Here is a 25,209-nt window from a genome sequence, read left to right as displayed (position 1 = left end):
CACCTTACCCCCGCGTGCCGCGACTCCGCGAGAGCGGCGTCGCCCGTGCGCCTCCGACGGCTCAGAGCTCCGCGGCGAGCACCGGCGCGAGGTCGCCGCGCGCACCGTCCGCGACGCGCACCTCGCCGAGACCCTGCCACGCCGCGGTCTGCGCCAGCAGCGGGGCAAGACGTTCGGCGATCGGGCCGGAGTGCCCCGACTCGGTCCACGCCGACTGCACCCGCAGCACGCCGGCCTGGCGGTCGCTCTTCAGGTCGATGCGGCCGACGAGCTCGTCGTCGAGCAGGATCGGGAGCGAGTAGTAGCCGTACACCCGCTGCGGCGCGGGCGTGTAGATCTCGATGCGGTAGTGGAAGCCGAACATGCGCAGCGCACGGTCGCGGAACCAGACGACCGGGTCGAACGGCGACAGCAGTGCTGTCGCTTCGATCGAGCGCGGCTTGCGCGCGTCGCGATGCATCCACACCTTCAGCGGGCGCCCGCCGGGACCCTCCCAGCCGCGCACCTGCACCGGGATCAGCTCGCCCGCGTCTTCGAGCTGCTGGAGGGCGACCTGCACCGCCGGACCCTTCAGCCGGTAGTAGTCGGCCAGGTCGCGCGCCGTGCCGATGCCGTGCGCGACAGCAGAACGGCGCAGCAGCTCGCGGATGGCGTCGCCATCGGAGACGGTGCGGTCGAGGATACTCGCGGGCAGAACGTCGTCGACCAGACCGTACCGGCGCTGAAAGCGCGTGCGGCCGGCGATCGCGACCTCGCCGAACAGGAACATCCGCTCGAGCGCACGCTTGACCTCCGACCAGCCCCACCACGGCCCGGAGCGCCGGTTGGCGTCGTGCTCGATCTCGCTCGCCGCCAGCGGCCCCTTGTCGGCGAGCTCGGCGCGCAGCCACTGCAGCGTGCTCTCATTGGCTGCGAACCAGGCATTGCCGGTGCCGTAGCGCTCGCGGTAGGCGCGCATGCGCCACCGGAACAGCGGCCAGTCGTCTTTGCGCATGAACGCGGCCTCGTGCGCCCAGTACTCGGTGTGCGGCCCACGGGCGTCGAACGTCAACCGGTCGAGCAGGGCGCGGTCGTAGGCGCCGAGGCGCGCGAACGCCGGGAGGTAGTGGCTGCGCTCGAACACGTTCACCGAATCGATCTGCAACAGGTTGAGCCGGTCGATCAGAGCGTTGAGCTGACGCGTGCCCACGACCGCCGGGCGCGGCCTCCCGAAGCCCTGGGCGGAGAGCGCCATGCGTCGCGCGAGGGCGGGGGAGAGCTGTTCGACCACGGGTCGACCCTATCGGCAAGGTCCGACATCGATCGTTCACCGACGCGTTACCTGCCGCTGGCCCACGCGTACCCCGGCCTCCCTAGCGTGGCGTCGAGCCGGGTCGAACGCCCGGCCACCAACCCGTGCACTGGAGGATATTCCGTGATCAACAAGCGCGCTCGCGTCGCCGGCCTCGCCGCCGCAGCGACCGTCGTCGCCCTCTCGTTGGCCGCCTGCTCGAGCGGCGCCGGCGCGAGCAGCACAGCAGACGCCAGCAAGGTCGCCACTGCCACCGACGTCGCGTCGGCCGGCGGGATGGACGCCCTGGTCGCCGCCGCCAAGAAGGAGGGCAGCCTCAACATCATCGCCACTCCCGGCGACTGGGCCAACTACCAGGAGATCTTCGACGGCTTCACCAAGAAGTACGGCATCACCATCAACCCGAGCCAGGACTCGGCCTCCAGCCAGGAGGAGATCGACGCCGCGAAGAAGCTCAAGGGCCAGGACACCGCCCCCGACACCTTCGACATCGGCTCGTCGGTCGCGCTCGCGAACACCCAGTACTTCGCGCCGTACAAGCCCACCGGCTTCGCCGACATCCCCGACGCCCAGAAGGAGAAGGACGGCCTCTGGAAGGTCGGCTACTACGGCGTCATGTCGGTCGGCTACGACGCGAACAAGATCAAGACCCCGCCGAAGTCGTTCTCCGACCTGCTGAAGCCGGAGTTCAAGGGCGCCGTCGCGCTCAACGGCAACCCGACCCAGGCCGCTGCCGCCGCCGGTGCCGTGGCGTACGCCGACCTGCAGAACGGCGGGACGCTCGACGACCTGACCCCGGGCATCGACTGGTTCACCAAGCTCAAGGCAGCGGGCAACTGGAACGCCGCCGACGGCAAGCCGAACACCATCGCCTCGGGTGAGACCCCCGTGCTGCTCGACTGGTCGTTCAACCAGAAGGGCTACGCGACCTCCGACACCATCAAGTCCGGCGGCATCGACTGGAAGTACGTCGTCCTGCCCGGCACCGCGTACGTCGGCTACTACAACCAGGCCATCAACAAGGACGCCCCGCACCCGGCGGCCGCTCGCCTGTGGGAGGAGTACCTCTACAGCGACGCCGCTCAGAACGCCTGGCTGAAGGGCGGCGCCTACCCGGCCCGCGTCGACGCCATGGAGAAGGCCGGCACCCTCGACACCAAGGACTTCCCCGGCAAGCTCGACAAGGTGGCCGTCATGACGGACAAGCAGGCCACCGACGCGGGAACGCTCCTGAACGCCAAGTGGGCCAACGCAGTCGGCTGATGACCGAGACCATCGCCGCACCCGCGGCCGACGCTGCCGCCGGGGTCACCTCGCGTGACTCCCGGCGGCAGCCGTCGTCGGCGGGCACCTCCCGGTCGAAGCGCCGGCGCCGCGGTGGCGTCGCCGCCGTGCTCGGCCTCACCCCGTTCGCCTTCTACGTCGTCGTCTTCCTCGCCGTGCCCACCCTCGTGGCGGTCGGCAGCGGTTTCGTCGACGGCGAGGGCCGGTTCACGTGGTCCAATCTCTCCGGGCTCGCGGAGCCCGCCATCGCCGGATCGTTCTTCGGTGCGTTCTGGCTCTCCGCCGTCACCGCCATCGTCGGTGCCGTGGCGGGAGCCGCGCTCTGCTTCGCCATGCTGCACTCGCGCCCCGGCGGGACGACCCGCTCGCTCGTCGACTCGGCCAGCAGCGTGCTCGCGCAGTTCGGCGGCGTCATGCTGGCCTTCGCGTTCATCGCGACGATCGGCGCGCAGGGTCTGGTGACGGTGCTGCTGCGCAACACCTTCCACATCAACATCTACGCCAACGGCGTCTGGCTCTACACGGTCCCCGGCCTGATCCTGCCGTACCTCTACTTCCAGATCCCGCTCATGGTCATCACCTTCCTGCCCGCGCTGGAGGGCCTGCGCCCGCAGTGGCTGGAGGCGACGGCGACTCTGGGCGGCACGCGCTGGACCTACTGGACGCGCGTCGGCGGCCCGATCCTGCTGCCGTCTTTCCTCGGCAGCCTCCTGCTGCTGTTCGCCAATGCGTTCTCGTCGTACGCGACGGCGGCAGCGCTCGTCGGCCAGGCGAACAACATCGTGTCGCTGCAGATCCGCCAGGCGCTGATCTCGGAGACCGTCCTGGGCCGAGCGAACCTGGCCGGCGCGATGGCACTCGGGATGCTCGTCGTGATGGTCGTGGTGATGCTGGCCTACTCCGCTCTCGTCCGCCGCACCGCGAGGTGGCAGCGGTGAGCCGGGCGACCCCTCTGCGCCTCGGCCCCGGGCCCGTCGTCCGCACGGTGATCTGGGTGGTGCTCGGCGCGTTCTTCCTGATCCCGTTGTTCTCGATGCTCGAGTTCACCCTCCGCACGGCCAAGCCGGGCGTGTACAGCTTCGACCGCTGGATCGCCGTGTTCGGCGGTGGCACGACGCGCTACGACCGCGTCTACCAGGGACTCGGCAACTCGCTCGTGCTGGCGGTCGTCACCGTCGCGATCGTGCTGCTGGTGCTGCTGCCGACGATCGTGCTCGTCGAGCTGCGCTTCGCCAAGCTGCGCCGGCTGCTGGAGGCCGTGTGCCTGCTGCCGATCATGATCCCGGCCATCGTCATGGTCGTCGGGCTCGCTCCGACCTACGCCGTGGTCACGCAGATCTTCGGGTCCGGCGCCTGGACGCTCGCCTTCGCCTACGGCATCACCGTGCTGCCGTACGCCTACCGGGCCATCCAGAGCAACGTCACGGCCATCGACATGGTGACGCTGAGCGAAGCGGCTCGCTCGCTCGGCGCCGGCTGGGGGACCGCCTTCTGGCGGGTGCTCGTGCCGAACCTGCGGCGCGGCATCCTCGCCGCCTCCGCTCTGTCGATCGCCGTGGTGCTCGGCGAGTTCACGATCGCCTCGCTGCTCAGCCGGGTGAACCTGCAGACCTCCCTGCTGTTGGTCTCGCAGTCCGATCCGTTCGTCGCGGTCATCTTCGCCCTGCTGGCGCTGGTGTTCGCCTTCGTCCTCCTCGTGGTCGTGGACCGCGTCGTCAGCGCCCGCCGACGCACGCGCCGCGTTCCGCCGGACCGTCGCCTCCTGAAGGGCTCCTCATGACCGTTCTCGCCGATTCCCCCGCCGTCGCCGCCCGCGTCGGCTCCACCGTCGAGCTCGACGGGGTGGTGCGCGACTTCGGAGGGGGCGCCGGGCTCGCCGGGTTCTCGCTGCGGGCGGCGCCGGGGGAGTTCATCGCGCTCCTCGGCCCGTCCGGGTGCGGCAAGACGACCGCGTTGCGCTCGCTCGCCGGGCTGGAGCGCGTCGACGCCGGCCGCATCCTGATCGACGACCGCGACGTCACCGACGAGCCGACCAACCGGCGCGACCTCGGGATGGTGTTCCAGTCGTACTCGCTCTTCCCGCACCTGACGTCGGGCCAGAACGTGGAGTTCGGGCTGCGGATGCGCAAGGTGGCGGCCGGCGAACGCCGTCGCCGGGCGGTGGAGGCCCTCGAGCTCGTCGGGCTCGACCATCACGCCGACCGGTACGCCCACCAGCTGTCCGGCGGCCAGCAGCAGCGCGTCGCGCTGGCGCGCGCCCTGGTGACGGAGCCGCGCGTGCTGCTCCTCGACGAGCCGCTCTCGGCGCTCGACGCGAAGGTCCGCGTGCAGCTGCGGGAGGAGATCCGCCGCATCCAGACCGAGCTCGGCATCACGACGTTCTTCGTCACGCACGACCAGGAGGAGGCGCTCGCGGTCGCCGACCGCGTCGCCGTCATGCGGGCCGGCGCGATCGAGCAGATCGGCACCCCGGAGGAGCTGTACCACCGGCCAGCGACGGCGTTCGTCGCCGAGTTCGTCGGCCTCACGAACCGGCTGCCCGGCACCGTCTCGGCCGGTGTCCTGACCGTGTTCGGCCAGGTCGTGCCGCTGGCCGCGACCGTCGCGGACGGCCCGGTGACGGCCTACGTGCGCCCGGAGGACGTGCTGCTCGCTTCGGAGGGCCTGCCGGCCGAGGTGCTCACCACCAGCTTCCTCGGCGCGCTGCGCCGCACCCGGGTGCGGCTGGCCGACGGCTCGGAGCTGGCCGTGCAGCACGGCGCGCGCGACGTGCCGACGCCCGGCTCGCGCGTGCACCTCGCGTTCTCGGGCACGCCCGTCACCACAGCCCCCGCGGCATAGGGGCCGAGGGGCACGCCCACGCCCGGAAACGCTCGCTGCCAGGGGCGTCTGCGTGCCCCTCGATATCCGTGGAGGCACGGTCGCGCCCGCGGAGACCCGCTTGTAGAGTTATCCTCATGTCTGGCATCGTCCCGGGGACGGACGCCGAAGTCTCGGCCGCCATCGACCCCTCATCCTTCGTGAAGACCCTCTCGCCGAGTGACGTGGCCACTCGGATCCGTCCGGGCGGCATCCTGCACTGGCCGCCCTTCTTCTTCCCCATCGACATCATCAGCCCGACCCACACCGTGGGCGAAGGCCGAACGAACCTGACGCTCATCGCGTCCGACATCATGCAGACCGACACGTCGGGAACGCCGTACGCGTCGTTCACTTTCCGCCCGGTGCCCTCCGGAGGTCCCGGAGTCTCCGTGCACTTCGACCCGGCCGCCTACGGCGCGACGGCGACGGCGGACTACGTCGTCTCCTTCCTCGTCTCGACGAGCGGACCGGTCTCGCTCACGGTCGGCGGCTACGCGGGATCCGGCAGCGTCACCGGAGCCGGCGTCACGACCGTGAACGGCAACGTGTCGGTCGTGGTCGGCCTGCAGAACGTCCCGCCGGGGCAGCAGACCTACGCCTCGATCCAGCAGACGTCGCCCGGCCCGTCGTGGTCATGGTTCAACACCTGGATCGAGCATCCGCCGCTCGTCTTCGAACCCTGAGCGGGTCCACAGGATTCACGCGGCAGCGCCCCTAGACTGGCGGGCATGGCAGAAAGCGACGCCCCGGCACCGCAGGACCCCAGCTCGTCGGTCAGGGCGCGCTTCCTGAGACGGCGACGCGACCTTGCGGCACCCGCCGAGACGGTCGACGAGTCACTGCCGCGCGGGGTGCGGCTCGCGGGCGCCTGGTCCTGGCGCCTCCTCGTCATCGGAGCGGTGATCGCCGTCGCGATCTTCCTGATCGTGCAGTTGCGGCTCATCGTCATCCCCGTGCTCATCGCGGTCCTGCTCGCGGCGCTGCTCGTGCCGTTCAAGGACTTCCTGATCCGCCACCGCTGGCCCGCCTGGCTGGCCATCGTCACCACCCTCGTCACGCTCATCGTCGTGGTCGGCGGTCTCTTCTACCTCGCGATCTGGCAGGTCACCCGGCAGAGCCACGAGCTGCAGACCCAGTCGGTCGCCGCGTTCGACCAGTTCCGCGCGTGGCTCACCACCGGTCCGCTCGGCCTCACCGCCGACCAGATCGACAGCACGTTCCAGTCCATCTGGACGTCGCTCCAGCAGGACAGCCAGGTCTTCATCTCCGGCGCCCTCTCGATCGGCTCCACGCTGGGCCACGTGGCCACCGGCGCACTGCTGACCCTGTTCAGCGTGCTGTTCATCCTCATCGACGGGCGCAGCATCTGGGGCTGGGTCGTGCGGGTCTTCCCGAAGTCCGCACGGAGCGCGGTCGACGGTGCAGGCCGGGCCGGCTGGACGACGCTCCGCAACTTCGCCAAGGTGCAGGTGCTCGTCGCCTCCATCGACGCCCTCGGCATCGGGCTCGGAGCGTTCTTCCTCGGCCTCCCGCTGGTGATCCCGATCGCGGTCCTGGTCTTCCTCGGGTCGTTCATCCCGATCGTCGGCGCCGTGATCACCGGCGCGCTCGCGGTCTTCATCGCCCTCGTCTTCAAAGGCTGGGTCTTCGCGCTGATCATGCTCGGGGTCGTGCTGCTGGTGCAGCAGATCGAGGGTCATGTCCTCCAGCCGCTCATCATGGGCACCGCCGTCAAGGTGCACCCGCTCGCGGTCGTCCTCGCGGTCGCGGCCGGCTCGCTGCTCGCCGGCATCCCCGGCGCCCTGTTCGCCGTGCCGTTCGTCGCGGTGCTCAACGTGATGGTGCACTACGTGTCTTCCGGCGCATGGAGGGACACGCCTCCCGTGCCGGTAGGGGCACCGCCCGGAGCGATCTGGGAGACCGTGCCGAGGCCGCTCCGCCGGCCCTAGGCACCCCTGCCATTCGCATACATCCGGCGGTATATGACCGCGAGTAGGCTGTGCAGGTGGACACCGCGACCGAATCGACGCGCACTCCGTTCGCCGGCCCCAGCCTCGACGAGATCGAAGCAGCGCGCGCGATCGTCGGCCTGGTCGCGCAGCCGACGCCGATCGAGACCTCCCGGTACCTCACCGACGTGATCGGCTCGCCGGTCATCCTCAAGTGCGAGAACCTGCAGCGCACGGGCTCGTACAAGATCCGCGGCGCGTACCACCGGCTCTCGAAGCTGACGGCGGAGGAGCGGGAGCGCGGCGTCGTCGCCGCCTCGGCCGGCAACCACGCGCAGGGCGTCGCCTTCGCCGCGCGCGAGCTGGGCATCCACGCCACCATCTTCATGCCGGTCGGCGTCGCGATCCCCAAGTTCCAGGCCACCCGGGCATACGGCGCCGACGTGGTCCTCAGCGGCAGCATCGTCGACGAGACGCTGCGCGCCGCCGCCGACTTCGCGGCGGAGACCGGTGCCGTCTTCATCCCGCCGTTCGACCACCCGGACGTGATCGCGGGGCAGGGCACGCTCGGGCTCGAGATCCTCGACGAGGTGCCCGACGTGTCGACCATCGTCGTGCCGATCGGCGGAGGCGGGCTCATCTCCGGAGTGGCGAGCGCCGTCAAGCAGCGCGCCGCGCTCGAGGGCCGGACCATCCGCGTGATCGGCGTGCAGGCGGCCAACGCTGCCGCCTATCCCGCGTCGTTGGAGGCCGGGGAGCCGACCGAGATCGGCCTCGTCGCCACCATCGCCGACGGCATCGCCGTGAGCAAGCCGGGAATCCTCAACTTCGCGATCGTGCGCGATGCCGTCGACGCGGTCGTCACCGTCACCGAAGACGACATCGCGCGGGCGCTGCTGGTGCTGCTGGAGCGGGCCAAGCTCGTCGTGGAGCCGGCCGGCGCGGCCGGTGTCGCGGCGATCCTCGCTGGACTCGTCCCGGCCGACGCGGACGGCTCGGTCGTCGCGATCCTCTCGGGAGGCAACATCGACCCGTTGCTGATGCAGCGGGTGATCGCGCACGGTCTCGCAGCCGCCGACCGCTACCTGCGCCTGACGATCATGCTGCCCGACCGCCCGGGCCAGCTCGCCAGGATCGCCGAGATCCTCGCCGGCGTCAACGCCAACGTCGTGGAGGTGCTGCACACCCGGCACGGGAACGGCCTGCAGCTCAGCCAGGTCGAGCTCGACCTCTCGGTCGAGACGCGCGGCACCGAGCACCGCGAGCAGGTCATCCACGCGCTCCGCCAGGCCGGCTACGACCCCGTCCTCAAGGAGGACTGACGCAAAAACCGCCGAGTCCGCAGATCATCTGCGTACTCGGCGGTTCTCTGCTGAATTCGGCCGTACTCGCTGGGCGCCGTCTCGCCGGCTACTGGCCGGCGTAGGTGTCGACCTTGGCGATCTCGACGGCGATCTGACGGCCGTTGGGCGCGGTGTACTCGGTCTTGTCGCCGACCTTGAGGCCGAGGATGGCGGAGCCGAGCGGGCTCTGCTCGCTGTAGACGGGCAGGTCGGTGCCTGCCGCGATCTCGCGGTTGCCGATCAGGAAGACGCTCTCGTCGCCGGCGATGGTCGCGGTGATGACGGTCCCGGGCTCCACGACGCCGTGGCTCTCCGGCGCCTCGCCGACGGTCGCGCTGCGCAGCAGGTTCGTCAGCTGCACGATGCGGGCCTCGATCTTGCCCTGCTCGTCCTTGGCGGCGTGGTAGCCGCCGTTCTCCTTGAGGTCGCCCTCCTCGCGGGCCGCCTCGATGCGCTTCGCGATCTCGTTACGGCCGTTGACGCTGAGCTCCTCGAGTTCGGCCGAGAGACGGTCGTACGCGTCCTGGGTCAGAAAGGTGACCTGAGACTCCTGGGACATGATGAACTCCTTCGCGCCTGCGGTGTGAACCGCTTCGGCTGATGGCCGGCCGGAGCCGGTGTGTAGAACCTTCCGGTGGGTAAAGTAGACGCCCCGGCCTCGGCCGGGGCGTATCCAGAGAATGTTAGGTCAGCCAGCAGGTGTTAATCAAACCCGTGTTGCTCTGCGCGATGGTACGGATCGTCTCCGTGTGCGTCGTCACACGCGCGTCGGCGGCGGGATAGCTCACGATGCGCCAGCCCACGATCGCGTAGTCGTCGTTGAGCGCCTGGATGGCGCAGGTGACCGGTGTTCCCGGCTGCGTGTTGATCGTGAACGTGATCTCGACGTGGTGCGCATCGGGGATGGTGTACGCGGTGTCCGTCGCCTCCAGATCGGCCTGGTTGTTGTCCCAGCCGGCCCAGAACACCCAGGCGGTCACGACGGCGACGACGCCGAGTGCCCCGCCGATGAGCAGCCAGCGGTCGCGGCGGCGCCGGCCGGGGGTGCGGCCATAGCGGGACTGGAGGGTGGGCGACTCGGGCGCGACCGAGGGCTGCGGTGCCGATGGCTGCTGCGCCGATGGCTGCTGCGCCGATGGCTTGTGGGTCTCGCGTGCCATCGCTTCGCGGTCCGCCTCTCGGTGGGTGTTCAGGCCCGCCGTCCGGGCGACGGTAGGCTGAGACAAGACTAGGAGACGAAGCTGTGAATCGCGCTTCGCACCCTGCTCGTCTCCCGACCGAAAGCGAACCTTCCCATGCCTGAGCTGCTGCTCAAGGCCGGCATCTGGCTGGCCGCGACGCCGACCCCGACGCCGACGTCCGGCCCGAACGAAGACCAGGTGACGCCGGGCGTCGTGGGCTTCACCGTCACCTTCCTGATCGCCGTGGCCGCCGTGCTGCTCGTGATCGACATGACGCGGCGCATCCGCCGCGTGCGGTACCGGGCCGAGATCGCAGAGAAGTTGGACGCGGAGCAGAGCTCCCGGCCCGACGACGAGCAGGGGCCGTCCGCGTCGTCCTGACGATCCGCTCCCTCTGCGGTCGCCTCAGCCGTTGTAGGCGGGATGCAGCGCGATCAGTAGCGTGGCCGTCCAGTGGCAGAGGAACGCCAGCACCGTCAGCGTGTGGAAGATCTCGTGGAAGCCGAAGACCCCTGGTATGGGGTTTGGGCGCTTGATGCCGTAGATCACGGCGCCGATCGTGTAGAGGACGCCGCCGATGCACACCAGAACCATCATCGCGACGTTGGCGTTCACCAGGTCGACGATGTACATCATCGCCGCCCACCCGAGCAGCAGGTAGATCGGCACGTACAGCCACCGTGGCGCGGTGATCCAGAAAACGCGGAAGCCGATGCCGAGGAGGGCGCCTCCCCAGACGATGCTGAGCAGCAGGATCCCCTTCTGCGGTGGGAGGGCCAGCACGGCGAGCGGCGTGTAGGTGCCCGCGATCAGCAGGAAGATGTTGGCGTGGTCGATGCGCTTGAGCACGACCTTCGTGCGCGGCCTCCAGTTGAAGCGGTGGTAGAGGGCCGAATTGCCGAACAGCAGCATCGACGTCAGCATGAAGACCGCCGACGCCCACTTGGCCGGAGCGCCCTGCGCCAGGCAGATGAGCACGATGCCCGCCGCGACGGCGACCGGGAACGTGCCCGCGTGGATCCAGCCGCGCCAGGTCGGCTTGATCTCGGCGGGGTTCGCGGGGGAGGCGTCGAGCAGCGGGATGTTCGGTAGTACCGGGCCGCGCGAATCGTCTTCCTTGACGGCGGCGTCGGCGGGCTGGAGGTCGGCGGCCGGCTCGGCGAGCAGCTCGGCGACATCCTCGGGCTCGGGGGCGTTTCGCGGCGTCATGGAGCAAGAGTAGGGGAGTCGGGTGGTCGGATGCTGGGAGACGTGCCTCGCGCGTCGCGCTAACGTAGCTCCGTGAGCAGACGGAGTTCCGAGACGGCCAACGGGCTGCTCTACGGGCTGTACCAGAAACGGCTGCGACGCTATCTCGCCGGGCTCGGCCCGGAGTCGCTGCCGCGGCACGTTGCGATGATCATCGACGGCAACCGGCGGTGGGCGCGTCAGGCCGGGCTGACGACGCCGGCGCACGGCCACCGCGCGGGCGCCGCCAAGATGCGCGAGTTCCTGGAGTGGTGCGACGACCTCGGCATCGAAGTGGTGACCCTCTACCTGCTCTCGTCGGACAACCTGACCAACCGCGACAGCTCGGAGCTCACCGACCTGATCGAGATCATCGCCCAGCTGGCGGACGATCTCTCGCGCTACCGCGACTGGCGCATCAAGCACGTGGGTTCGACGGCGGGCCTCCCCGAGCGGCTGGTGCAGGCGCTCGCCGACGCCGAGAAGCGCACGGCGGGACGCACCGGGATGCATGTCAACCTGGCGGTCGGCTACGGCGGCCGCAAAGAGATCACCGACGCCATGCGCAGCATCGTCGCGGCCCATCACGCCGAGGGCGGCAGCCTGGAGACGCTGGCCGACCTTCTCACCCCCGATCTCATCGGCGCCCACCTCTACACCGGAGGCCAGCCCGACCCGGATCTCGTCATCCGCACCTCCGGCGAGCAGCGGCTGAGCGATTTCATGCTGTGGCAGAGCGCACACAGCGAGTTCTATTTCGTCGAGGCGCTCGGGCCCGACCTGCGGCAGGTCGACTTCCTGCGCGCGATGCGCGACTACTCGCGGCGCCAGCGGCGCTACGGCTCCTGAGCCCGCTGTCGACCCGTCACGGGTGATCCTGGGCGTGAACAGCGGTTGCGCCGGCTTCCGATTCGTCGCGACCGCCGCGCACCAGGCAGGATGGTCCCGGAGGTCAGGATGACGACGATCGAGGAGTTCGCCGCCGGATTCGGCGAGGAGCCCGGCTACCTGGACTACGGGCGCGTCGGGCCGCTGTCGGCAGCGGTGCGCGCCGAGCTGCTCGGGCAGTACGAGGTGCTCGCGAAGGCACGGTTCGGCACCATCGAGCGGATGCACGCCGAGAACGAGCGGGTGCGGGAGGCGGTCTCCGCGCTCACCGGCTTCCCCGCAGGCCAGATCGCGTTCCAGCCCAACGCCTCCACCGGGCTTATGCACGCCGCCTTCGGGCTGACCGGAGGCGAGGTGCTGCTGTCCGCCGGCGAGTTCCCGAGCGTGACGTACGCCGCCGTCCGTGCCGCCCAGGCGATGCGCGTCGTCACCCCGGTCTGGCTCGAGACCGACCACGGCCGGGTCACGCCGGCGCAGCTCAAAGAGCAGATCACCGACACCACCAGCGCTGTGATGGTGAGTCTCGTCGACTCGCGCACCGGCTATCTCGCCGACATCGACGGGATCCGGCAGGTGATCGGCGATCGCCTCCTCATCGTCGACGCCATCCAGGGGTTCGGCGTGGTGGATGCACCGTACGAGGTGGCCGACGTCGTCGTCTCCGGCGGCCAGAAGTGGACGCGCGCGGGCTGGGGCACCGGCTTCCTCGCGCTCAGCGAGCGGGCGATCGAGCACCTGACCCCGGTCTTCAGTGGTTGGGTCGGCACCGGCGCAGGAGAGCTCTGGGACGAGGTCGTCGACCCGGCTCGGGACGCGTCGGCGTTCACCGTCTCGAACGCCGACCCGGTGGCGGAAGCACGCTTCGCCGCCGCGCTGGAGGAGACCGCGGCCGTCGGCGTCGCGGCGATCTCCGCGGCGATCTCCGACCTCGCCGAGCAGGTGATCGACCTGGCCGACGAGTTCGCCGTGCCCGTCGCGTCGTCGCGCAATGCCGCCGAGCGTGCGGGGATCGTCGTGCTGGAGCCGCTGCCGGAGCAGCTCACGGTGCTCACAGCCTCGCTGTTCAACCACGGCGTGACGGCCAAGATCCGCGCGACCAGTGCTCGGATCAGCGTGCACGCGGGGACGACGGAGGAGACGCTCGACATGCTGCGTGCGGCGCTGACCTCCTACGCCTCCGCCACCTGATCCCGCGCCTCCCACAACTGGGGGCGAATGTTCACCTGGCCGAAACACGACACGCGGTCGTCGGGACTCCTCGTGTCGGCGGTGCGGCGTACGTTCGACTCATCGGGCACGGCGCCCGATCGAGACGGCCACACAAGTTCGTTTCGGAACCCACTGGCCGGCTCGCCAAAGTATCCGCCGGCTCCTGCGGAAGCGGAGCGGCGGGGTGGGAGTGGTCGTGGCTGAATCAGGAACCCGACAGTTCGAGTCGGCATCGAGCGACATCCGGCAGAGCGAGCGCACGTATGTGCTCGACACGTCGGTGCTGCTGTCCGACCCCAAGGCGATCTTCCGGTTCGCCGAGCACGCTGTCGTCATCCCTGTCGTCGTCGTGAGCGAGCTGGAGGGCAAGCGGAACGATCCGGAGATCGGGTACTTCGCGCGGCAGGCGCTGCGCAACCTGGACGACCTGCGCGTCCAACACGAGCGGCTCGACTTCCCGATCCCGGTCGGTGACGGCGGGTCGCTACGCGTGGAGCTCAACCACTCGAACATGTCGGTGCTCCCCAGCGGGATGCAGCTCGGCGACAACGACTCCCGCATCCTCGCGGTCGCGATGAACCTCGCGAACGACGGGCTGGCCGTCACGGTCGTCTCCAAGGACCTCCCGATGCGCGTGAAGGCGTCGTCGATCGGATTGGCGGCCGAGGAGTACCGGCACGAGCAGGTCGTCGACAGCGGCTGGACGGGGCTTGCGGAGATCTCGCTCGGCAGCGACCAGATGAGCGACCTCTACGAGGAGGAGTGGATGCGCACCCCGCTCGTCGACGGCCTCCCGGTGAACACCGGTCTTATCGTGCACTCCGACCGTGGGTCGGCCCTCGGTCGTGTGGTCGCCGACGGCGAGGTCAAGCTCGTCCGCGGCGACCGCGACGTGTTCGGACTGCACGGCCGCAGCGCGGAGCAGCGGTTGGCCATCGACCTCCTGCTCGACCCCGAGGTAGGGATCCTGTCGCTCGGCGGTCGCGCCGGCACGGGCAAGTCGGCGCTGGCGCTGTGCGCCGGGCTGGAGGCCGTGCTGGAGCGCCAGCAGCACAAGAAGATCATGGTCTTCCGCCCGCTCTACGCGGTGGGCGGCCAGGAACTCGGCTACCTGCCCGGCGACCAGGGCGAGAAGATGAACCCCTGGGGCCAGGCCGTGTTCGACACCCTCGGCGCGCTGGTCTCGCAGAACGTGCTGGACGAGGTGCAGGACCGCGGCATCCTGGAGGTGCTGCCGCTGACGCACATCCGCGGCCGCTCGCTGCACGACGCGTTCGTGATCGTCGACGAGGCGCAGTCGCTGGAGCGGAACGTCCTGCTTACCGTGTTGAGCCGGGTCGGCCAGAACTCGCGTGTCGTCCTGACGCACGACGTCGCTCAGCGGGACAACCTGCGGGTCGGCCGGCACGACGGCGTCGCCTCGGTGATCGAGACGCTCAAGGGCCACCCGCTGTTCGCGCACATCACCTTGACCCGCTCGGAGCGCTCCGCGATCGCCGCGCTCGTGACGGAGATGCTGGAGGGGAACGAGCTCGCCTGAGCGGTGTCCACCGAGCCTTGATGAAGGCTCGGGTGAAAGAACCCGCCTCGTTGTGGGGAATCCTGAGATTCAGGAATTCCCTGTGGAATTGTGATCCCGCCAGAGACCCACGCCTAGCGTGTGGTCATGGGGGAAACACCGATCCGGATCGCTCTCGCGGCCGGTCTGGGCGTCGCACTGCTGGGGGCACGCGACGCCGGGCCGGCCGCGGTGGGCACGCTCTACATCGCCGCGGTGACGGCCGCCCTGGTGCAGTACGACCTGCGGGAGCGCCGGCTGCCGGATGCGCTGGTGCTGCCGGGCTTCGCCTTCGCCGGCGTGGGGGCGGCGTGGAGCTCGTCGAGCGGTGGCGGCGGCCTCACCGTCATCGCGGCTGCCGCGCTGAGCGGGCTCGCCGTGCTTGGCGCGTTCCTGGTGCTCGCGTCCGGCGGCGGGCTCGGGATGGGCGATGTCAAGCTGGCCGCCGTGCTCGCGGCGGCTCTGGCCGCGCTGGTGGCCGAACGGGCGCCTCCGGAGAGGGAGCCTGCGGCCGCCGTCGTGGGCGCCGTGGGCGCGCTGGTCGTCGGGTCGCTCGTCCTCGGGGCGCTCGCCGCGGGGATCGTGGTGCGAAGCCGGGGAGCAGGAACGGGTGCGGCGAGGGCGGAGAGGACGGTGGGTGCGGGGCTCGCGGACGACCTGCCGTTCGGGCCGGTGTTGCTCGCGGTGTTCTGGGCCGTTGCGCTCGGCTGGTGACGTGCGACGAGGCGCCCCTCCCGCAGAAGGGGAGGGGCGCCTCGTTAGGACGGTCCGTGGGCGGCGCTGTGAGCGCCACCGGCCAGGGGTCAGCCCGGGTGGGTCATGCTCAGCACGTCGAGTGCCGAGTCGAGCTGCTCCTCGGTGACCTCTCCGCGGTCGACGAAGCCGAGGTCGATCACGGCCTCCCGCACGGTCATTCCCTGCGCCACAGCGTGCTTGGCGACCTTGGCCGCGGCCTCGTAGCCGATGACCCGGTTGAGCGGCGTCACGATCGACGGGCTCGACTCGGCGAACGCGCGGGCGCGGTCGAGGTTGGCCTCGAGGCCGGTGATCGTCTTGTCGGCGAGCACCCGGCTGGCCTGCGTCAGCAGGCGGATCGACTCCAGCAGGGCGGTTCCCATGACCGGGATCGCCACGTTGAGCTCGAAGAGGCCGGAGGCACCGCTCCAGGCGATGGTGGCGTCGTTGCCGACGACACGGGCGGCGACCATCAGCACGGCCTCCGGGATGACGGGGTTGACCTTGCCCGGCATGATCGACGATCCCGGCTGCAGGTCGGGGATGTGCAGCTCGCCGAGGCCCGTGTTGGGGCCGGAGCCCATCCAGCGGAGGTCGTTGCAGATCTTGGTCAGACTGACGGCGATCGTGCGCAGGGCGCCGGAGGCCTCCACCAGGGCGTCGCGGTTGGCCTGCGCCTCGAAGTGGTTGCGGGCCTCGGTGATCGGCAGCTCGGTCTCGGCGGTCAGCAGCTCGATCACGAGCTGCGGGAAGCCGAGCGGGGTGTTGATGCCGGTTCCGACGGCCGTTCCGCCGAGCGGGACCTCGGCGACGCGCGTCAGCGCCGCCTGCACGCGCTCGATGCCGTAACGGATCTGCGCGGCGTAGCCGCCGAACTCCTGGCCGAGCGTGACCGGGGTGGCGTCCATCAGGTGGGTGCGGCCCGACTTGACAGCGGTGGCCCACAGCTCCGCCTTCTCCTCGAGCGCAACCGCGAGGTGGTCGAGCGCGGGGATGAGGTCGTCGATCAGCGCACCCGTGACGGCGATGTGCACGGAGGTCGGGAAGACGTCGTTCGACGACTGCGACGCGTTGACCTGATCGTTCGGGTGCACCGGACGGCCCAGCCGGCGGGTGGCCAGCGTCGCCAGCACCTCGTTCATGTTCATGTTCGACGACGTGCCGGAACCGGTCTGGTACACGTCGATCGGGAAGTCCCCGTTGTGCGCGCCGCTGACGACTTCGTCCGCGGCGGCGGCGATGGCCTCTGCGACATCGGCGTCGAGGACGCCGAGGCGCGCGTTGGCGAGCGCGGCCGACTTCTTGATGCGGGCGAGCGCAGCGATCTGAGCCGGCTCGAGCACCGAACCCGAGATCGGGAAGTTCTCGACCGCGCGCTGCGTCTGCGCGCCGTAGAGTGCGGCTGCGGGAACCCGCACCTCGCCCATCGTGTCGTGCTCGATGCGGTAATCGGTACCCGCCTGGGTGTCCACCACGGTGTGTTTGTCCTTTCTGGGCTCGGGCGCGTCAGCGCCCGTGCGATGAGTCGGCGACCGGTTCGGCCATACCGACGACGGCGTCGGGAACGACCCGACCTTCTTGGAGACGGTAGTTCGCCCCGACGATGGCGAGGAGGTTCGCGGCGACGGCGTCGCTGAGGATCTCCGAGCGCGCCAGCAGCTCGCCCACGGTGTCGCGCAGGTGTTCCTTGCCGACCTCGGACGCGTCGACGTCGGACGGGACGACGGGCTGGTCGGCCGGCGTTCCGGCGACGCGGTGCACCGCGGGCAGGATCGGCGCGATGAGCTGCGCGATGTGCGGGGGCAGCGGATCGGCGTCGGCGGCCTGGGACGCGATGGCGGATGCGACCGCCCCGCACGCGTCGTGGCCGAGCACCAGGATGAGCGGGACGTTCAGCACGGCGACGGCGTATTCGAGCGAGGCGATCGCCGAGTCCGAGGCCACCTGGCCGGCGTTGCGCACCACGAAGGCGTCGCCGAGCCCGAGGTCGAAGATGATCTCGGCCGCGAGGCGCGAGTCGGCGCAGCCGAAGATGGCGGCGACCGGGTTCTGCCCCTGGGCCAACGTCTCCCTGCGCTCCACGTCTTGCCGCGGGTGCTGCGGCGTGCCGGACACGAAGCGTTCGTTGCCGGCCAGCAGCTCTTTCCAGACGCGGCCCGGGCGGGTCGTCGGCATCTACTTACCTCCTGGGGTCGGGGATCCGAGGTCGTGCAGTTGGCCGGCCAGTGACGAGGCGACCGTCGTGAACTCGTCGTCGCTCGCGGTGCCGAAGACGACGACCGTGCTCGTGCCGGCGGTCGCGACCAGGGCGTACGCGACGTTGCCCACGTCGGAGCCCGCGCGATTGTCGTAGACGTCCCACTTCACGCCGCCGATGTCGCGGGTGCCGGAGATCCGTGCGCGGTTCACCTGGTCGGCGACCCAGCTGTCGTTCGCGCCGAAGCCTTGGACGATCCCGATGTACTGGCCCTTGGGCGTCAGGAGGCCGATGTACCAGGCGTCGACCTTGTCGGAGGTCTTCGTGCGCAGCTCCGCGCTGTTGGACTTCCAGCCGGACGGCAGCTCCGGCACCAGCAGGCGGTCGGGCTCACTGCCCTGTGCCTGCTGCGCGACGGCCGCGTAGTCGACCGGCGGAGCCGATGCCGTCGGGTTGCCGCGCGGCACGATCAGGACGATCACGACGACCAGCGCCACCGTCGCGATGAGCGAGTAGACGAGGTTGTTGACCGTCTGCCGGTTGCGATGGTTCGCCGAGTTCTGCGCCTTGCGCGCCGCCGTCTCCTCCGGCGTCTCCGGACGCCCGAGCTCGGCCACGACCGCCGGGGGCTTGGTGCGAGGGCTCATTCGCCGGGCGCTCCCGACGCCTCCGCGACTGCGCCGGCGCGTGCGGCGTCGAGCCGCGCCTTCGCTCCGATCAGCCACTCCTCGCAGTGGCGGGCCAGCGCCTCGCCGCGCTCCCAGAGCGCGATCGACTCTTCGAGCGTGATGGAGCCCTGCTCCAGCTCACCGACGACGCGGATGAGCTCGTCACGCGCTTCCTCATAGGTGAGCGCGCTGATCTCGGAGGTGGGCATGGTCCCCATTCTATTTGTCTCGCTGGGCGGCCGCTGGATCGGTCCCGGTCGGTGCCGCTCGTCGATCGTCCGCCCGCTCGCCGTGCCCCTCCGTCGCAGGCGATGCCAGCCGTTCGCCCGCCGTCGCGGCGAACGCGCCTCCGGCGACGGTGACGCGCAGCACGGCGCCCTCCGGTGCCTCGCCCGGCGAACCGACGACGTGGCCGGCGGCGTTCTGCACGATCGCGTACCCGCGGTCGAGCGTGCCCTGCGGGGACAGCGCGCGCAGCCGGCCACGCAGGTCGGCGATGCGCGTGGTCTCGCGATCGGCCAGCCGCTCCACGAGCTCGGCGCCGCGGGCGACCTGCCGGGTGAGTTCCTGGGCGCGCGAGTCGATGATCCAGCCCGACGACGCGAGCGCGGGGCGCGTGCGCAGATGTCCGATGCGGTCGATCTCGTGGTTCAGCAGGTGCGTGAGCTGCATCCCGATGCGGGCACGCGCCTGCTGCACGCGGGCGAGCTCTTCCGCGACATCGGGCACGACGCGCTTGGCGGCGTCGGTGGGCGTGGAGGCGCGCAGGTCGGCCACGTCGTCGAGCAGCGGGCGGTCGGCCTCGTGGCCGATGGCGCTCACGATCGGGGTGCCGGCCTCTGCCGCGGCGCGCACCACCCGCTCGTCGCTGAAGCCCAGCAGGTTCTGGAAGTCGCCGCCGCCGCGCGCCACGATGATGACCTCGACGTCGGGATCGGCGTCGAGCGTGCGGATCGCCGCGACGACCTCCGTCGGCGTCCTGTCGCCTTGCACCGCGGCGTGGACCACGCGGAACCGCACCTGCGGCCAGCGCAGCTGCGCGTTGCGGAGCACGTCCTTCTCTGCGTCGGAGTCCTTTCCGGTGACCAGCCCGATGGTGTGCGGGAGGAACGGGAGGCGCTTCTTGCGATCCGCCGCGAACAGCCCCTCGGCCGTCAGCTGCGCGCGCAGCCGCTCGAGCCTCTCGAGCAGGTCGCCGAGGCCGACGTGGCGCATGTCGGAGACCTGCATGGTGAGGCTGCCGCCCTTGACCCAGTAGTTGGGCTTGACGGCGGCGATGACCCGGTCGCCTTGCTTGAGATCCGCGGGGATGCGGGCGCGCACCGACGACCAGATCGTGAACGAGATCGTCGCGTCTTCGCGCAGGTCTTTGAGCTTGCCGTAGACGTTGCCGCCCGAGACGCCCCACTGGGTGATCTCGCCCTCCACCCAAGCGGTGCCGAGGCGGTCGATCCAGCCGCGGATGCGGTCGGCGAGCAGTGCGACCGGCCACGGGGCGTCGAGGGTCGGCGGCCCTGGCGTCATCGTCGGCGTGTTCGTCGGCGTGCTGCCTGCGACCTGTGCCACCCGGCCTCCCATTCGTTCTTCAGCGCGCTCCGCGTACGATCGAGGAGTGAGCGACGCGACCATCAGCCTCCCCATGCCCCGGATCCCCGTCAAGCGGGACACCGGTGCGCGCGGGCGGCTTCAGGATATCCCGGTCCAGGGACACAAGCGCGTGCTGCTGGCCGCCCCGCGCGGGTACTGCGCCGGCGTCGACCGCGCCGTCGTGGCCGTCGAGAAGGCGCTCGAGCACTACGGCGCGCCCGTCTACGTGCGCAAGCAGATCGTGCACAACGTGCACGTCGTCTCCGAGCTCGAGCAGCAGGGCGCGATCTTCGTCGACGAGGTCGACGAGGTGCCCACCGGCGCGCACGTCGTGTTCTCCGCGCACGGGGTGTCGCCCGCCGTCGTCAACGCCGCGGCAGACCGCGGCCTCCTCGCGATCGACGCCACCTGCCCCCTGGTCACCAAGGTGCACCGCGAGGCCGTGCGCTTCGCCCGCGACGACTACGAGATCCTCCTCATCGGTCACGAGGGCCACGAGGAGGTCGAAGGCACCGCGGGGGAGGCGCCCGACCACGTCACGCTCGTGAACGGACCCGACGACGTCGACCGCATCGAGGTGAAAGACCCGGACAAGGTGGTCTGGCTGTCGCAGACGACGCTGTCGGTCGACGAGACCATGGAGACCGTGCGCCGGCTCCGCGAGCGGTTCCCCAACCTCCAGGACCCGCCGAGCGACGACATCTGCTACGCGACGCAGAACCGTCAGGTCGCGATCAAGAAGGTCGCGGAAGACGCCGACCTCGTGATCGTGGTCGGCTCCGCGAACTCGTCCAACTCGGTGCGCCTCGTGGAGGTCGCGCTCGAGTACGGCGCCAGGGCGGCCTACCGTGTCGACTACGCGAGCGAGATCCGCCAGGAGTGGCTCGAGGGCGTCGCGACCGTCGGGGTGACCAGCGGCGCGTCCGTGCCGGAAGTGCTGGTGCAGGAGGTCCTCGCCGATCTCTCCGGCGCCGGCTACACCGAGGTGCAGGAGGTCAAGACGGCCGAGGAGGACCTGATGTTCTCGCTGCCCAAGGAGCTCCGCAAGGACATCACCGGCCGGCAGGATGCGCGGGCGCTCGGCGGTCGGGGGCACTGACCCGCCCGAGCCGTCCGTCCCCTCCTCGCGACGCGTCGCGCTCCGGCCGCGCTCCCGCCCGCCTCAGACCTCCAGGGCGCGGGACGACGCCGGATCCGCGGCGGCCGAGCCGCCGAACGCCGGGTGGTACGCCGGGGGCTCGCTGAGCTCGACCACATCGGCGACCACCACCGAGACATTGTCGCGGGCGCGGTAGCGCAACGCCAGCGCGACGAGGGCGTCAGCGGCATCCTGCGGGGTGGCCGCCGCGTCCAGCGTCTCTGCGACCTCCGCGACGGGAACGTAGTCGGTGAGGCCGTCGCTCGCCAGTAACCAGCGGTCGCCGCGTCGCAGCGGTTCCGCCGACACGTGCAGCGCGGCGGCATCCTCGGGGTCGCCGCCCAGCACGTGGGTCACGACCGAACGCAGCGGATGGTCCGCGACCTCCGCCTCGGCGATCGCGCCGGAGGCCAGCAGCTCGCGCACCAGCGAGTCGTCCTCCGTGACCTGCGACAGGTCGCCGTCCCGGAGCCGGTAGGCGCGGGAGTCGCCGGTGTGGGCCACGAGCACATCCTCCCCGCCGGAGAACAGACCGACGAGCGTGGTCGCCATCCCCGCCAGCGCGGGGTCCATCCGCACCCGCAGCGCGAGGTCGGCGTTGGCGATGGCGACGAGCTCCCGGAGACGCTCCTCGCCGGGGAGGCGGCCCTCGGTCGCATCCAGCATCGACGCCAGCCGGATGGCGACGGTGGCCGACGCCACCTCGCCCGCTGCATGGCCTCCGACACCGTCGGCGACGAACGCCGACCAGGACGACGCGTACAAGGAGTCTTCGTTGCCGTCACGGTAGTCGCCGCTGATCGAGGCCTGGCCGGTCGCGAAGCCGAGGGGAGCGGGAGGCGCGGGTGGGACGCCCGTGAGGATGTCGTCGGCGTTGCCCGCGATCCACTGCATGAGTGGGAGCAGATGGGCGGTGACCTCCCTGCCGCGGCCGGTCAGGCTGTAGTCGACGCGCGGCGGCACGGTGGGCTGCGCGGTGCGCAGGACGAAGCCGTCCTTCTCGAGGGTCCGCAGCGTCTGCGCGAGCATCTTCTCGCTGATGCCCTGCACGGTGCGCCGCAGTTCGCCCCAGCGGAGGTCGCTGCGGGCGAGGGCGACGAGCACGAGCACGCCCCAGGTGCTCGTGACATGGTTCAGCACGATGCGGGACGGGCACTCCGACGGGAGCACGCCGTCCGTGAAGCCGAGGGCCTCGAACGACGGAAATCTGGTGTCCACGTCAGTAACTTACCGAAAAGTGGGTACCTCCGACAGGGAAGTATCGCGCCTTCCCAGCGGTTGCGAAGGACGACCCCGAACGAAAGGAACCACCCCCATGACCATCGTCGTAACCGGAGCAACCGGACACCTCGGCCGACTCACTGTCGATGCGCTGCTCGAGCGCGGCGTCCCCGCTGCCCAGATCCGCGCCGCCGGGCGCAGCGCCGAGCGCCTGGCCCCCCTCGCCGCCCTCGGCGTGCAGACGGCCGTCATCGACTTCGAGAAGCCGGAGACCCTCGACGCCGCCTTCGCCGGCGCCGACGCCCTTCTCCTGGTGTCCGGGTCGGAGGTCGGCCAGCGCATCCCGCAGCACCGCAACGCCATCGAGGCGGCCGCGCGCGCGAACGTCGGCCGGATCGTCTACACGAGTGCTCCGCGCGCGACCGACACCGACCTCATCCTCGCCCCCGAGCACGCCGAGACCGAGCAGCTCCTGGCGGCCTCCGGCCTCCCGGTGACGGTGCTGCGCAACAACTGGTACACCGAGAACTACGTCGGCCAGGTCGACACCGCTGCGGCGACGGGGGAGCTCGTCGGAAGCGCCGCCGCCGGTCGGGTGGCGTCCGCCTCCCGCAAGGACTACGCGGAGGCGGCGGCCGTCGTGCTCATCACGGACGGGCACGAGGGAGCGGTCTACGAGCTGGGCGGCGACGTCGCCTGGACGTTCGACGACCTCGCTGCGACGGTCGGCGAGCTGCTCGGCCGCCCTGTCGTCTACCGGTCGGTGACGCCGGACGAGCACACGGCGGCCCTGCGCGATGCGGGCCTCGACGAGGGGACGGCCGGCTTCGTCGTCGCCCTCGACGGCAACATCCGCGACGGCGCGCTGGCCGAGGTGACCGGAACGCTGAGCGAGCTCATCGGCCGGCCTACCACGCCGCTGGCCATCGGCCTGGCGGAGGCGCGGGGCACGGGCGCCGCAGCCTGATCGTTCAGGCGGACGCCGATACCCCTGCCGTCGTGGTGGGTGTCGGCGTCGGTGTTGGTGTCGGCGTCGGGCTCGTCGGAAGCGGCGAGCTCGGCGCCGGGGTCGGCGAGATCCCACTGTAGAAGTCGAGCAGTACGGGGTCGGTCGAGAAGATGATCCCGAGGATCACGAAGAGCGTGACCAGCGCGAGGACGCCCGCGATCAGCGGGACGTAGAACGCCATCCGCTTCTGCACCAGGAGCCAGACAGACAGACCGGCCGAGATCGCCCAGAAGCCCGCCATCGCGATGGAGCCCCCGGTGATCAGGGGCGCGACCGAGGGGTCCTGCACGTACGCGCCGAGATTCTGCGTCGAGTGCAGCACCGCCATTCCGGCGGGCACCCCCTGCAAGGTGATGATCGAGTACGACATGCCGAAGAACCCGATGACCAGCAGCAGAACGGTGAAGGTGACGTTCCAGCGTGGAGCGTCGGCCCGCAGCTGCGGGCCGGGACGGTACGGCCCGTGACCGTCGTGTCCCGGCCCCGCAGGAGGCTGCGGAGGCGCGGGCGGGTGCTGCTCGACCTCCGAGGCCGCCGGACTGTGGTGCGTGGTGTCCAAGCGGTCGGCGTCCTGCGGCGGGCGCCACACCCAGCCGGGAGGAGCGAGCTCGCCGTATTTGGGGCGCGGACGTTCGTCCGGCCGCTTCTCCGGCTCGTGCTCGCTCATCCCCCCTGCCTTCTGGACTACTTGCCGGAGTGCCCGGCGCTGCCCAGCTGCTGCGTGGCCTCGATCACGCGGGCGGCCATCGCCGTCTCGGCGACCTTGCCCCAGGCGCGCGGGTCGTACGCCTTCTTGTTCCCGACCTCGCCGTCGACCTTGAGCACGCCGTCGTAGTTCTCGAACATGTAGCCGGCGACGGAGCGCGTGAACGCGTACTGGGTGTCGGTGTCGATGTTCATCTTGACGACGCCGTTGCGCACCGCTTCCGCGATCTCCTCGTCGGTCGAGCCGGAGCCGCCGTGGAAGACCAGGTCGAGCGGCTTGGGGCCGGTGCCGTACTTGGCGGCCAGGCCGTCCTGGATCTCCTTGAGGAGCTCCGGACGCAGCTTCACGTTGCCCGGCTTGTAGACGCCGTGCACGTTGCCGAAGGTCAGCGCGGCCATGTAGCGGCCGTTCTCGCCGAGGCCGAGCGCCTCCACGGCCTGCTCCACGTCGCCGAGGGTCGTGTAGAGGGCCTCGTTGGAGCCCTCGTGGCGCACGCCGTCCTCTTCGCCGCCGACGACGCCGATCTCGACCTCGAGGATGGCGTTGATGGCCTTGGTGCGCTTGATCATCTCCTGCGCGATCTCCAGGTTCTCGGCCAGCGGCACGGCGGAGCCGTCCCACATGTGGGACTGGAAGATCGGGTTGCGGCCGGCGCGCACCTCCTCCTCGGAGGCGGCGATGAGGGGCAGCACGAAGTCGTCGAGGGCGTTCTTCGGGCAGTGGTCGGTGTGCAGCGCGACCGTGATCGGGTAGTTCTTGGCGACCTCGGTGGCGAACTTCGCGAACGCCAGCGCACCGGTCGCGCGCGCCTTGACCGTCTGGCCCGCGAAGTAGTCGGCGCCACCGGTGGTGACCTGGATGATGCCGTCGCTGCCCGCTTCGGTGAGGCCCTGGAGTACCGCGTTGATGGTCTGCGACGACGAGACGTTGAACGCGGGATACGCGAACCCGCCCGCCTTCGCCTTGTCGAGCATCTCTGCGTACTGGTCCGGCGTGGCGATGGGCATTGCGGCTCCTTGAGGATCGGTGTGTCGAACGGGTCTCATCATACCGAGGCGGCACGCGCGGCCTGCTGTCGATGAACGTTCACCCGGGTGGGGGCACGCGGTGACCGCGCGTGGATACACTGGCATCGCCGTCGTCCGGCGGCTGACGC

The 25,209-nt window shown here is 70.5% G+C and carries 26 protein-coding genes and 1 pseudogene; 14 read left to right on the top strand and 13 right to left on the bottom strand.

From position 1 onward, the window contains the following. Positions 1-61: 61 nt before the first annotated feature. The gene (locus tag JNB50_RS14805) at positions 62-1,270 is read right to left on the bottom strand and encodes a winged helix-turn-helix domain-containing protein (protein ID WP_208040954.1); all 1,209 of its coding nucleotides are present in this window, start codon (positions 1,268-1,270) and stop codon (positions 62-64) included. A gap of 144 nt (positions 1,271-1,414) precedes the next feature. Here JNB50_RS14805 and JNB50_RS14800 point away from each other — a divergent pair, with 144 nt between their 5' ends. The 7 genes from JNB50_RS14800 to ilvA all read left to right on the top strand — a co-directional run bounded on the left by JNB50_RS14800 (position 1,415) and on the right by ilvA (position 8,708). Further along, positions 1,415-2,554 (top strand): ABC transporter substrate-binding protein, encoded by a 1,140-nt coding sequence (locus JNB50_RS14800; protein WP_208040953.1) that lies wholly within the window; start codon positions 1,415-1,417, stop codon positions 2,552-2,554. Next, positions 2,533-3,513 carry an ABC transporter permease subunit gene (locus tag JNB50_RS14795; protein ID WP_208040952.1) on the top strand — a complete coding sequence of 327 codons (981 nt, stop codon included), beginning with the start codon at positions 2,533-2,535 and terminating at the stop codon, positions 3,511-3,513. The genes JNB50_RS14800 and JNB50_RS14795 overlap by 22 nt, the downstream gene beginning before the upstream one ends. Continuing rightward, positions 3,510-4,355, top strand: coding sequence for an ABC transporter permease subunit (locus tag JNB50_RS14790; RefSeq protein WP_307794731.1), 846 nt, complete (start codon positions 3,510-3,512; stop codon positions 4,353-4,355). Before JNB50_RS14795 ends, JNB50_RS14790 begins: the two co-directional genes overlap by 4 nt. Then, positions 4,352-5,416, top strand: coding sequence for an ABC transporter ATP-binding protein (locus JNB50_RS14785; protein WP_208040951.1), 1,065 nt, complete (start codon positions 4,352-4,354; stop codon positions 5,414-5,416). Before JNB50_RS14790 ends, JNB50_RS14785 begins: the two co-directional genes overlap by 4 nt. A 116-nt stretch (positions 5,417-5,532) precedes the next feature. Beyond that, the gene (locus JNB50_RS14780) at positions 5,533-6,120 is read left to right on the top strand and encodes a hypothetical protein (RefSeq protein ID WP_208040950.1); all 588 of its coding nucleotides are present in this window, start codon (positions 5,533-5,535) and stop codon (positions 6,118-6,120) included. Positions 6,121-6,165: 45 nt separating this feature from the next. Then, positions 6,166-7,386: an AI-2E family transporter gene (locus JNB50_RS14775; RefSeq protein WP_208040949.1), complete on the top strand. Its 1,221-nt coding sequence runs from the start codon at positions 6,166-6,168 to the stop codon at positions 7,384-7,386. A 56-nt stretch (positions 7,387-7,442) separates the two neighbouring features. Next, entirely contained in the window at positions 7,443-8,708 is a 1,266-nt protein-coding gene (gene ilvA / locus JNB50_RS14770; RefSeq protein WP_208040948.1) for a threonine ammonia-lyase, read from the top strand. 88 nt (positions 8,709-8,796) lie between these two features. On the opposite strand, the gene greA is transcribed toward ilvA, so the two are convergent. Continuing rightward, positions 8,797-9,288, bottom strand: coding sequence for a transcription elongation factor GreA (gene greA, locus JNB50_RS14765; RefSeq protein ID WP_208040947.1), 492 nt, complete (start codon positions 9,286-9,288; stop codon positions 8,797-8,799). Between the two features lie 124 nt (positions 9,289-9,412). Beyond that, positions 9,413-9,889: a DUF4307 domain-containing protein gene (locus tag JNB50_RS14760; protein WP_208040946.1), complete on the bottom strand. Its 477-nt coding sequence runs from the start codon at positions 9,887-9,889 to the stop codon at positions 9,413-9,415. Positions 9,890-10,024: 135 nt separating this feature from the next. On the opposite strand from JNB50_RS14760, the gene JNB50_RS14755 reads away from it, so the two are divergent. Further along, the gene (locus JNB50_RS14755; RefSeq protein ID WP_208040945.1) at positions 10,025-10,291 is read left to right on the top strand and encodes a hypothetical protein; all 267 of its coding nucleotides are present in this window, start codon (positions 10,025-10,027) and stop codon (positions 10,289-10,291) included. Between the two features lie 24 nt (positions 10,292-10,315). On the opposite strand, the gene JNB50_RS14750 is transcribed toward JNB50_RS14755, so the two are convergent. Further along, positions 10,316-11,119 (bottom strand): hemolysin III family protein, encoded by an 804-nt coding sequence (locus JNB50_RS14750; RefSeq protein WP_208040943.1) that lies wholly within the window; start codon positions 11,117-11,119, stop codon positions 10,316-10,318. A 72-nt stretch (positions 11,120-11,191) separates the two neighbouring features. Between JNB50_RS14750 and JNB50_RS14745 the strand changes: the two genes are divergently transcribed. The 4 genes from JNB50_RS14745 (at position 11,192) to JNB50_RS14730 (ending at position 15,506) form a co-directional block, all read left to right on the top strand. Beyond that, positions 11,192-11,986: an isoprenyl transferase gene (locus JNB50_RS14745; RefSeq protein WP_208040941.1), complete on the top strand. Its 795-nt coding sequence runs from the start codon at positions 11,192-11,194 to the stop codon at positions 11,984-11,986. Between the two features lie 108 nt (positions 11,987-12,094). Then, entirely contained in the window at positions 12,095-13,213 is a 1,119-nt protein-coding gene (locus tag JNB50_RS14740; RefSeq protein ID WP_208040939.1) for an aminotransferase class V-fold PLP-dependent enzyme, read from the top strand. Between the two features lie 217 nt (positions 13,214-13,430). Continuing rightward, on the top strand, positions 13,431-14,774 hold the full coding sequence (locus JNB50_RS14735) for a PhoH family protein (RefSeq protein WP_307794730.1): 1,344 nt from the start codon (positions 13,431-13,433) through the stop codon (positions 14,772-14,774). 126 nt (positions 14,775-14,900) lie between these two features. Continuing rightward, on the top strand, positions 14,901-15,506 hold the full coding sequence (locus tag JNB50_RS14730; protein ID WP_208040937.1) for a prepilin peptidase: 606 nt from the start codon (positions 14,901-14,903) through the stop codon (positions 15,504-15,506). A gap of 89 nt (positions 15,507-15,595) precedes the next feature. Here the strand turns inward: JNB50_RS14730 and JNB50_RS14725 are convergent, their stop codons facing one another. Genes JNB50_RS14725 through xseA form a run of 5 tightly spaced genes read right to left on the bottom strand, consistent with a single transcriptional unit; the run spans position 15,596 to position 19,916 of the window. Beyond that, a complete protein-coding gene (locus JNB50_RS14725; RefSeq protein ID WP_208040935.1) occupies positions 15,596-17,002 on the bottom strand; it encodes a class II fumarate hydratase in 1,407 nt (468 codons plus the stop codon). A 31-nt stretch (positions 17,003-17,033) separates the two neighbouring features. Beyond that, on the bottom strand, positions 17,034-17,702 hold the full coding sequence (locus tag JNB50_RS14720; RefSeq protein WP_208040933.1) for a carbonic anhydrase: 669 nt from the start codon (positions 17,700-17,702) through the stop codon (positions 17,034-17,036). Next, a complete protein-coding gene (locus JNB50_RS14715) occupies positions 17,703-18,371 on the bottom strand; it encodes a DUF4245 domain-containing protein (protein WP_208040931.1) in 669 nt (222 codons plus the stop codon). It lies immediately after the preceding gene. Next, positions 18,368-18,601, bottom strand: a complete 234-nt coding sequence (locus tag JNB50_RS14710; RefSeq protein ID WP_374113141.1) for an exodeoxyribonuclease VII small subunit — start codon at positions 18,599-18,601, stop codon at positions 18,368-18,370. The genes JNB50_RS14715 and JNB50_RS14710 overlap by 4 nt, the downstream gene beginning before the upstream one ends. Positions 18,602-18,611: 10 nt before the next feature. Continuing rightward, positions 18,612-19,916 carry an exodeoxyribonuclease VII large subunit gene (gene xseA, locus JNB50_RS14705; protein WP_208041032.1) on the bottom strand — a complete coding sequence of 435 codons (1,305 nt, stop codon included), beginning with the start codon at positions 19,914-19,916 and terminating at the stop codon, positions 18,612-18,614. A 115-nt stretch (positions 19,917-20,031) separates the two neighbouring features. Between xseA and JNB50_RS14700 the strand changes: the two genes are divergently transcribed. Next, positions 20,032-21,078 (top strand): 4-hydroxy-3-methylbut-2-enyl diphosphate reductase, encoded by a 1,047-nt coding sequence (locus JNB50_RS14700; RefSeq protein ID WP_208041031.1) that lies wholly within the window; start codon positions 20,032-20,034, stop codon positions 21,076-21,078. A gap of 63 nt (positions 21,079-21,141) precedes the next feature. Here JNB50_RS14700 and JNB50_RS14695 read toward each other — a convergent pair whose 3' ends face one another. Together JNB50_RS14695 and JNB50_RS25110 are read right to left on the bottom strand one after the other, a co-directional pair. After that, on the bottom strand, positions 21,142-21,981 hold the full coding sequence (locus JNB50_RS14695) for a PP2C family serine/threonine-protein phosphatase (protein WP_374222267.1): 840 nt from the start codon (positions 21,979-21,981) through the stop codon (positions 21,142-21,144). Further along, positions 21,976-22,335 (bottom strand): annotated as a pseudogene (locus JNB50_RS25110) (winged helix-turn-helix transcriptional regulator); the annotation flags it as partial. The pseudogene JNB50_RS25110 and the gene JNB50_RS14695, both read right to left, overlap by 6 nt. Before the next feature lie 97 nt (positions 22,336-22,432). On the opposite strand from JNB50_RS25110, the gene JNB50_RS14690 reads away from it, so the two are divergent. After that, complete coding sequence (locus tag JNB50_RS14690; RefSeq protein WP_208040927.1) at positions 22,433-23,305, top strand: SDR family oxidoreductase; 873 nt, start codon at positions 22,433-22,435, stop codon at positions 23,303-23,305. A 4-nt stretch (positions 23,306-23,309) separates the two neighbouring features. Here the strand turns inward: JNB50_RS14690 and JNB50_RS14685 are convergent, their stop codons facing one another. Together JNB50_RS14685 and fbaA are read right to left on the bottom strand one after the other, a co-directional pair. Next, positions 23,310-24,014: a DUF6264 family protein gene (locus JNB50_RS14685; protein WP_208040925.1), complete on the bottom strand. Its 705-nt coding sequence runs from the start codon at positions 24,012-24,014 to the stop codon at positions 23,310-23,312. Positions 24,015-24,031: 17 nt separating this feature from the next. Next, positions 24,032-25,060, bottom strand: a complete 1,029-nt coding sequence (gene fbaA, locus JNB50_RS14680) for a class II fructose-bisphosphate aldolase (protein WP_208040923.1) — start codon at positions 25,058-25,060, stop codon at positions 24,032-24,034. Positions 25,061-25,209 lie beyond the last annotated feature (149 nt).

This window comes from Leifsonia sp. TF02-11 (assembly GCF_017565305.1).
In the GTDB taxonomy this organism is placed as follows: domain Bacteria; phylum Actinomycetota; class Actinomycetes; order Actinomycetales; family Microbacteriaceae; genus Leifsonia.
This window is presented reverse-complemented; position numbering and strand designations above follow the sequence as displayed.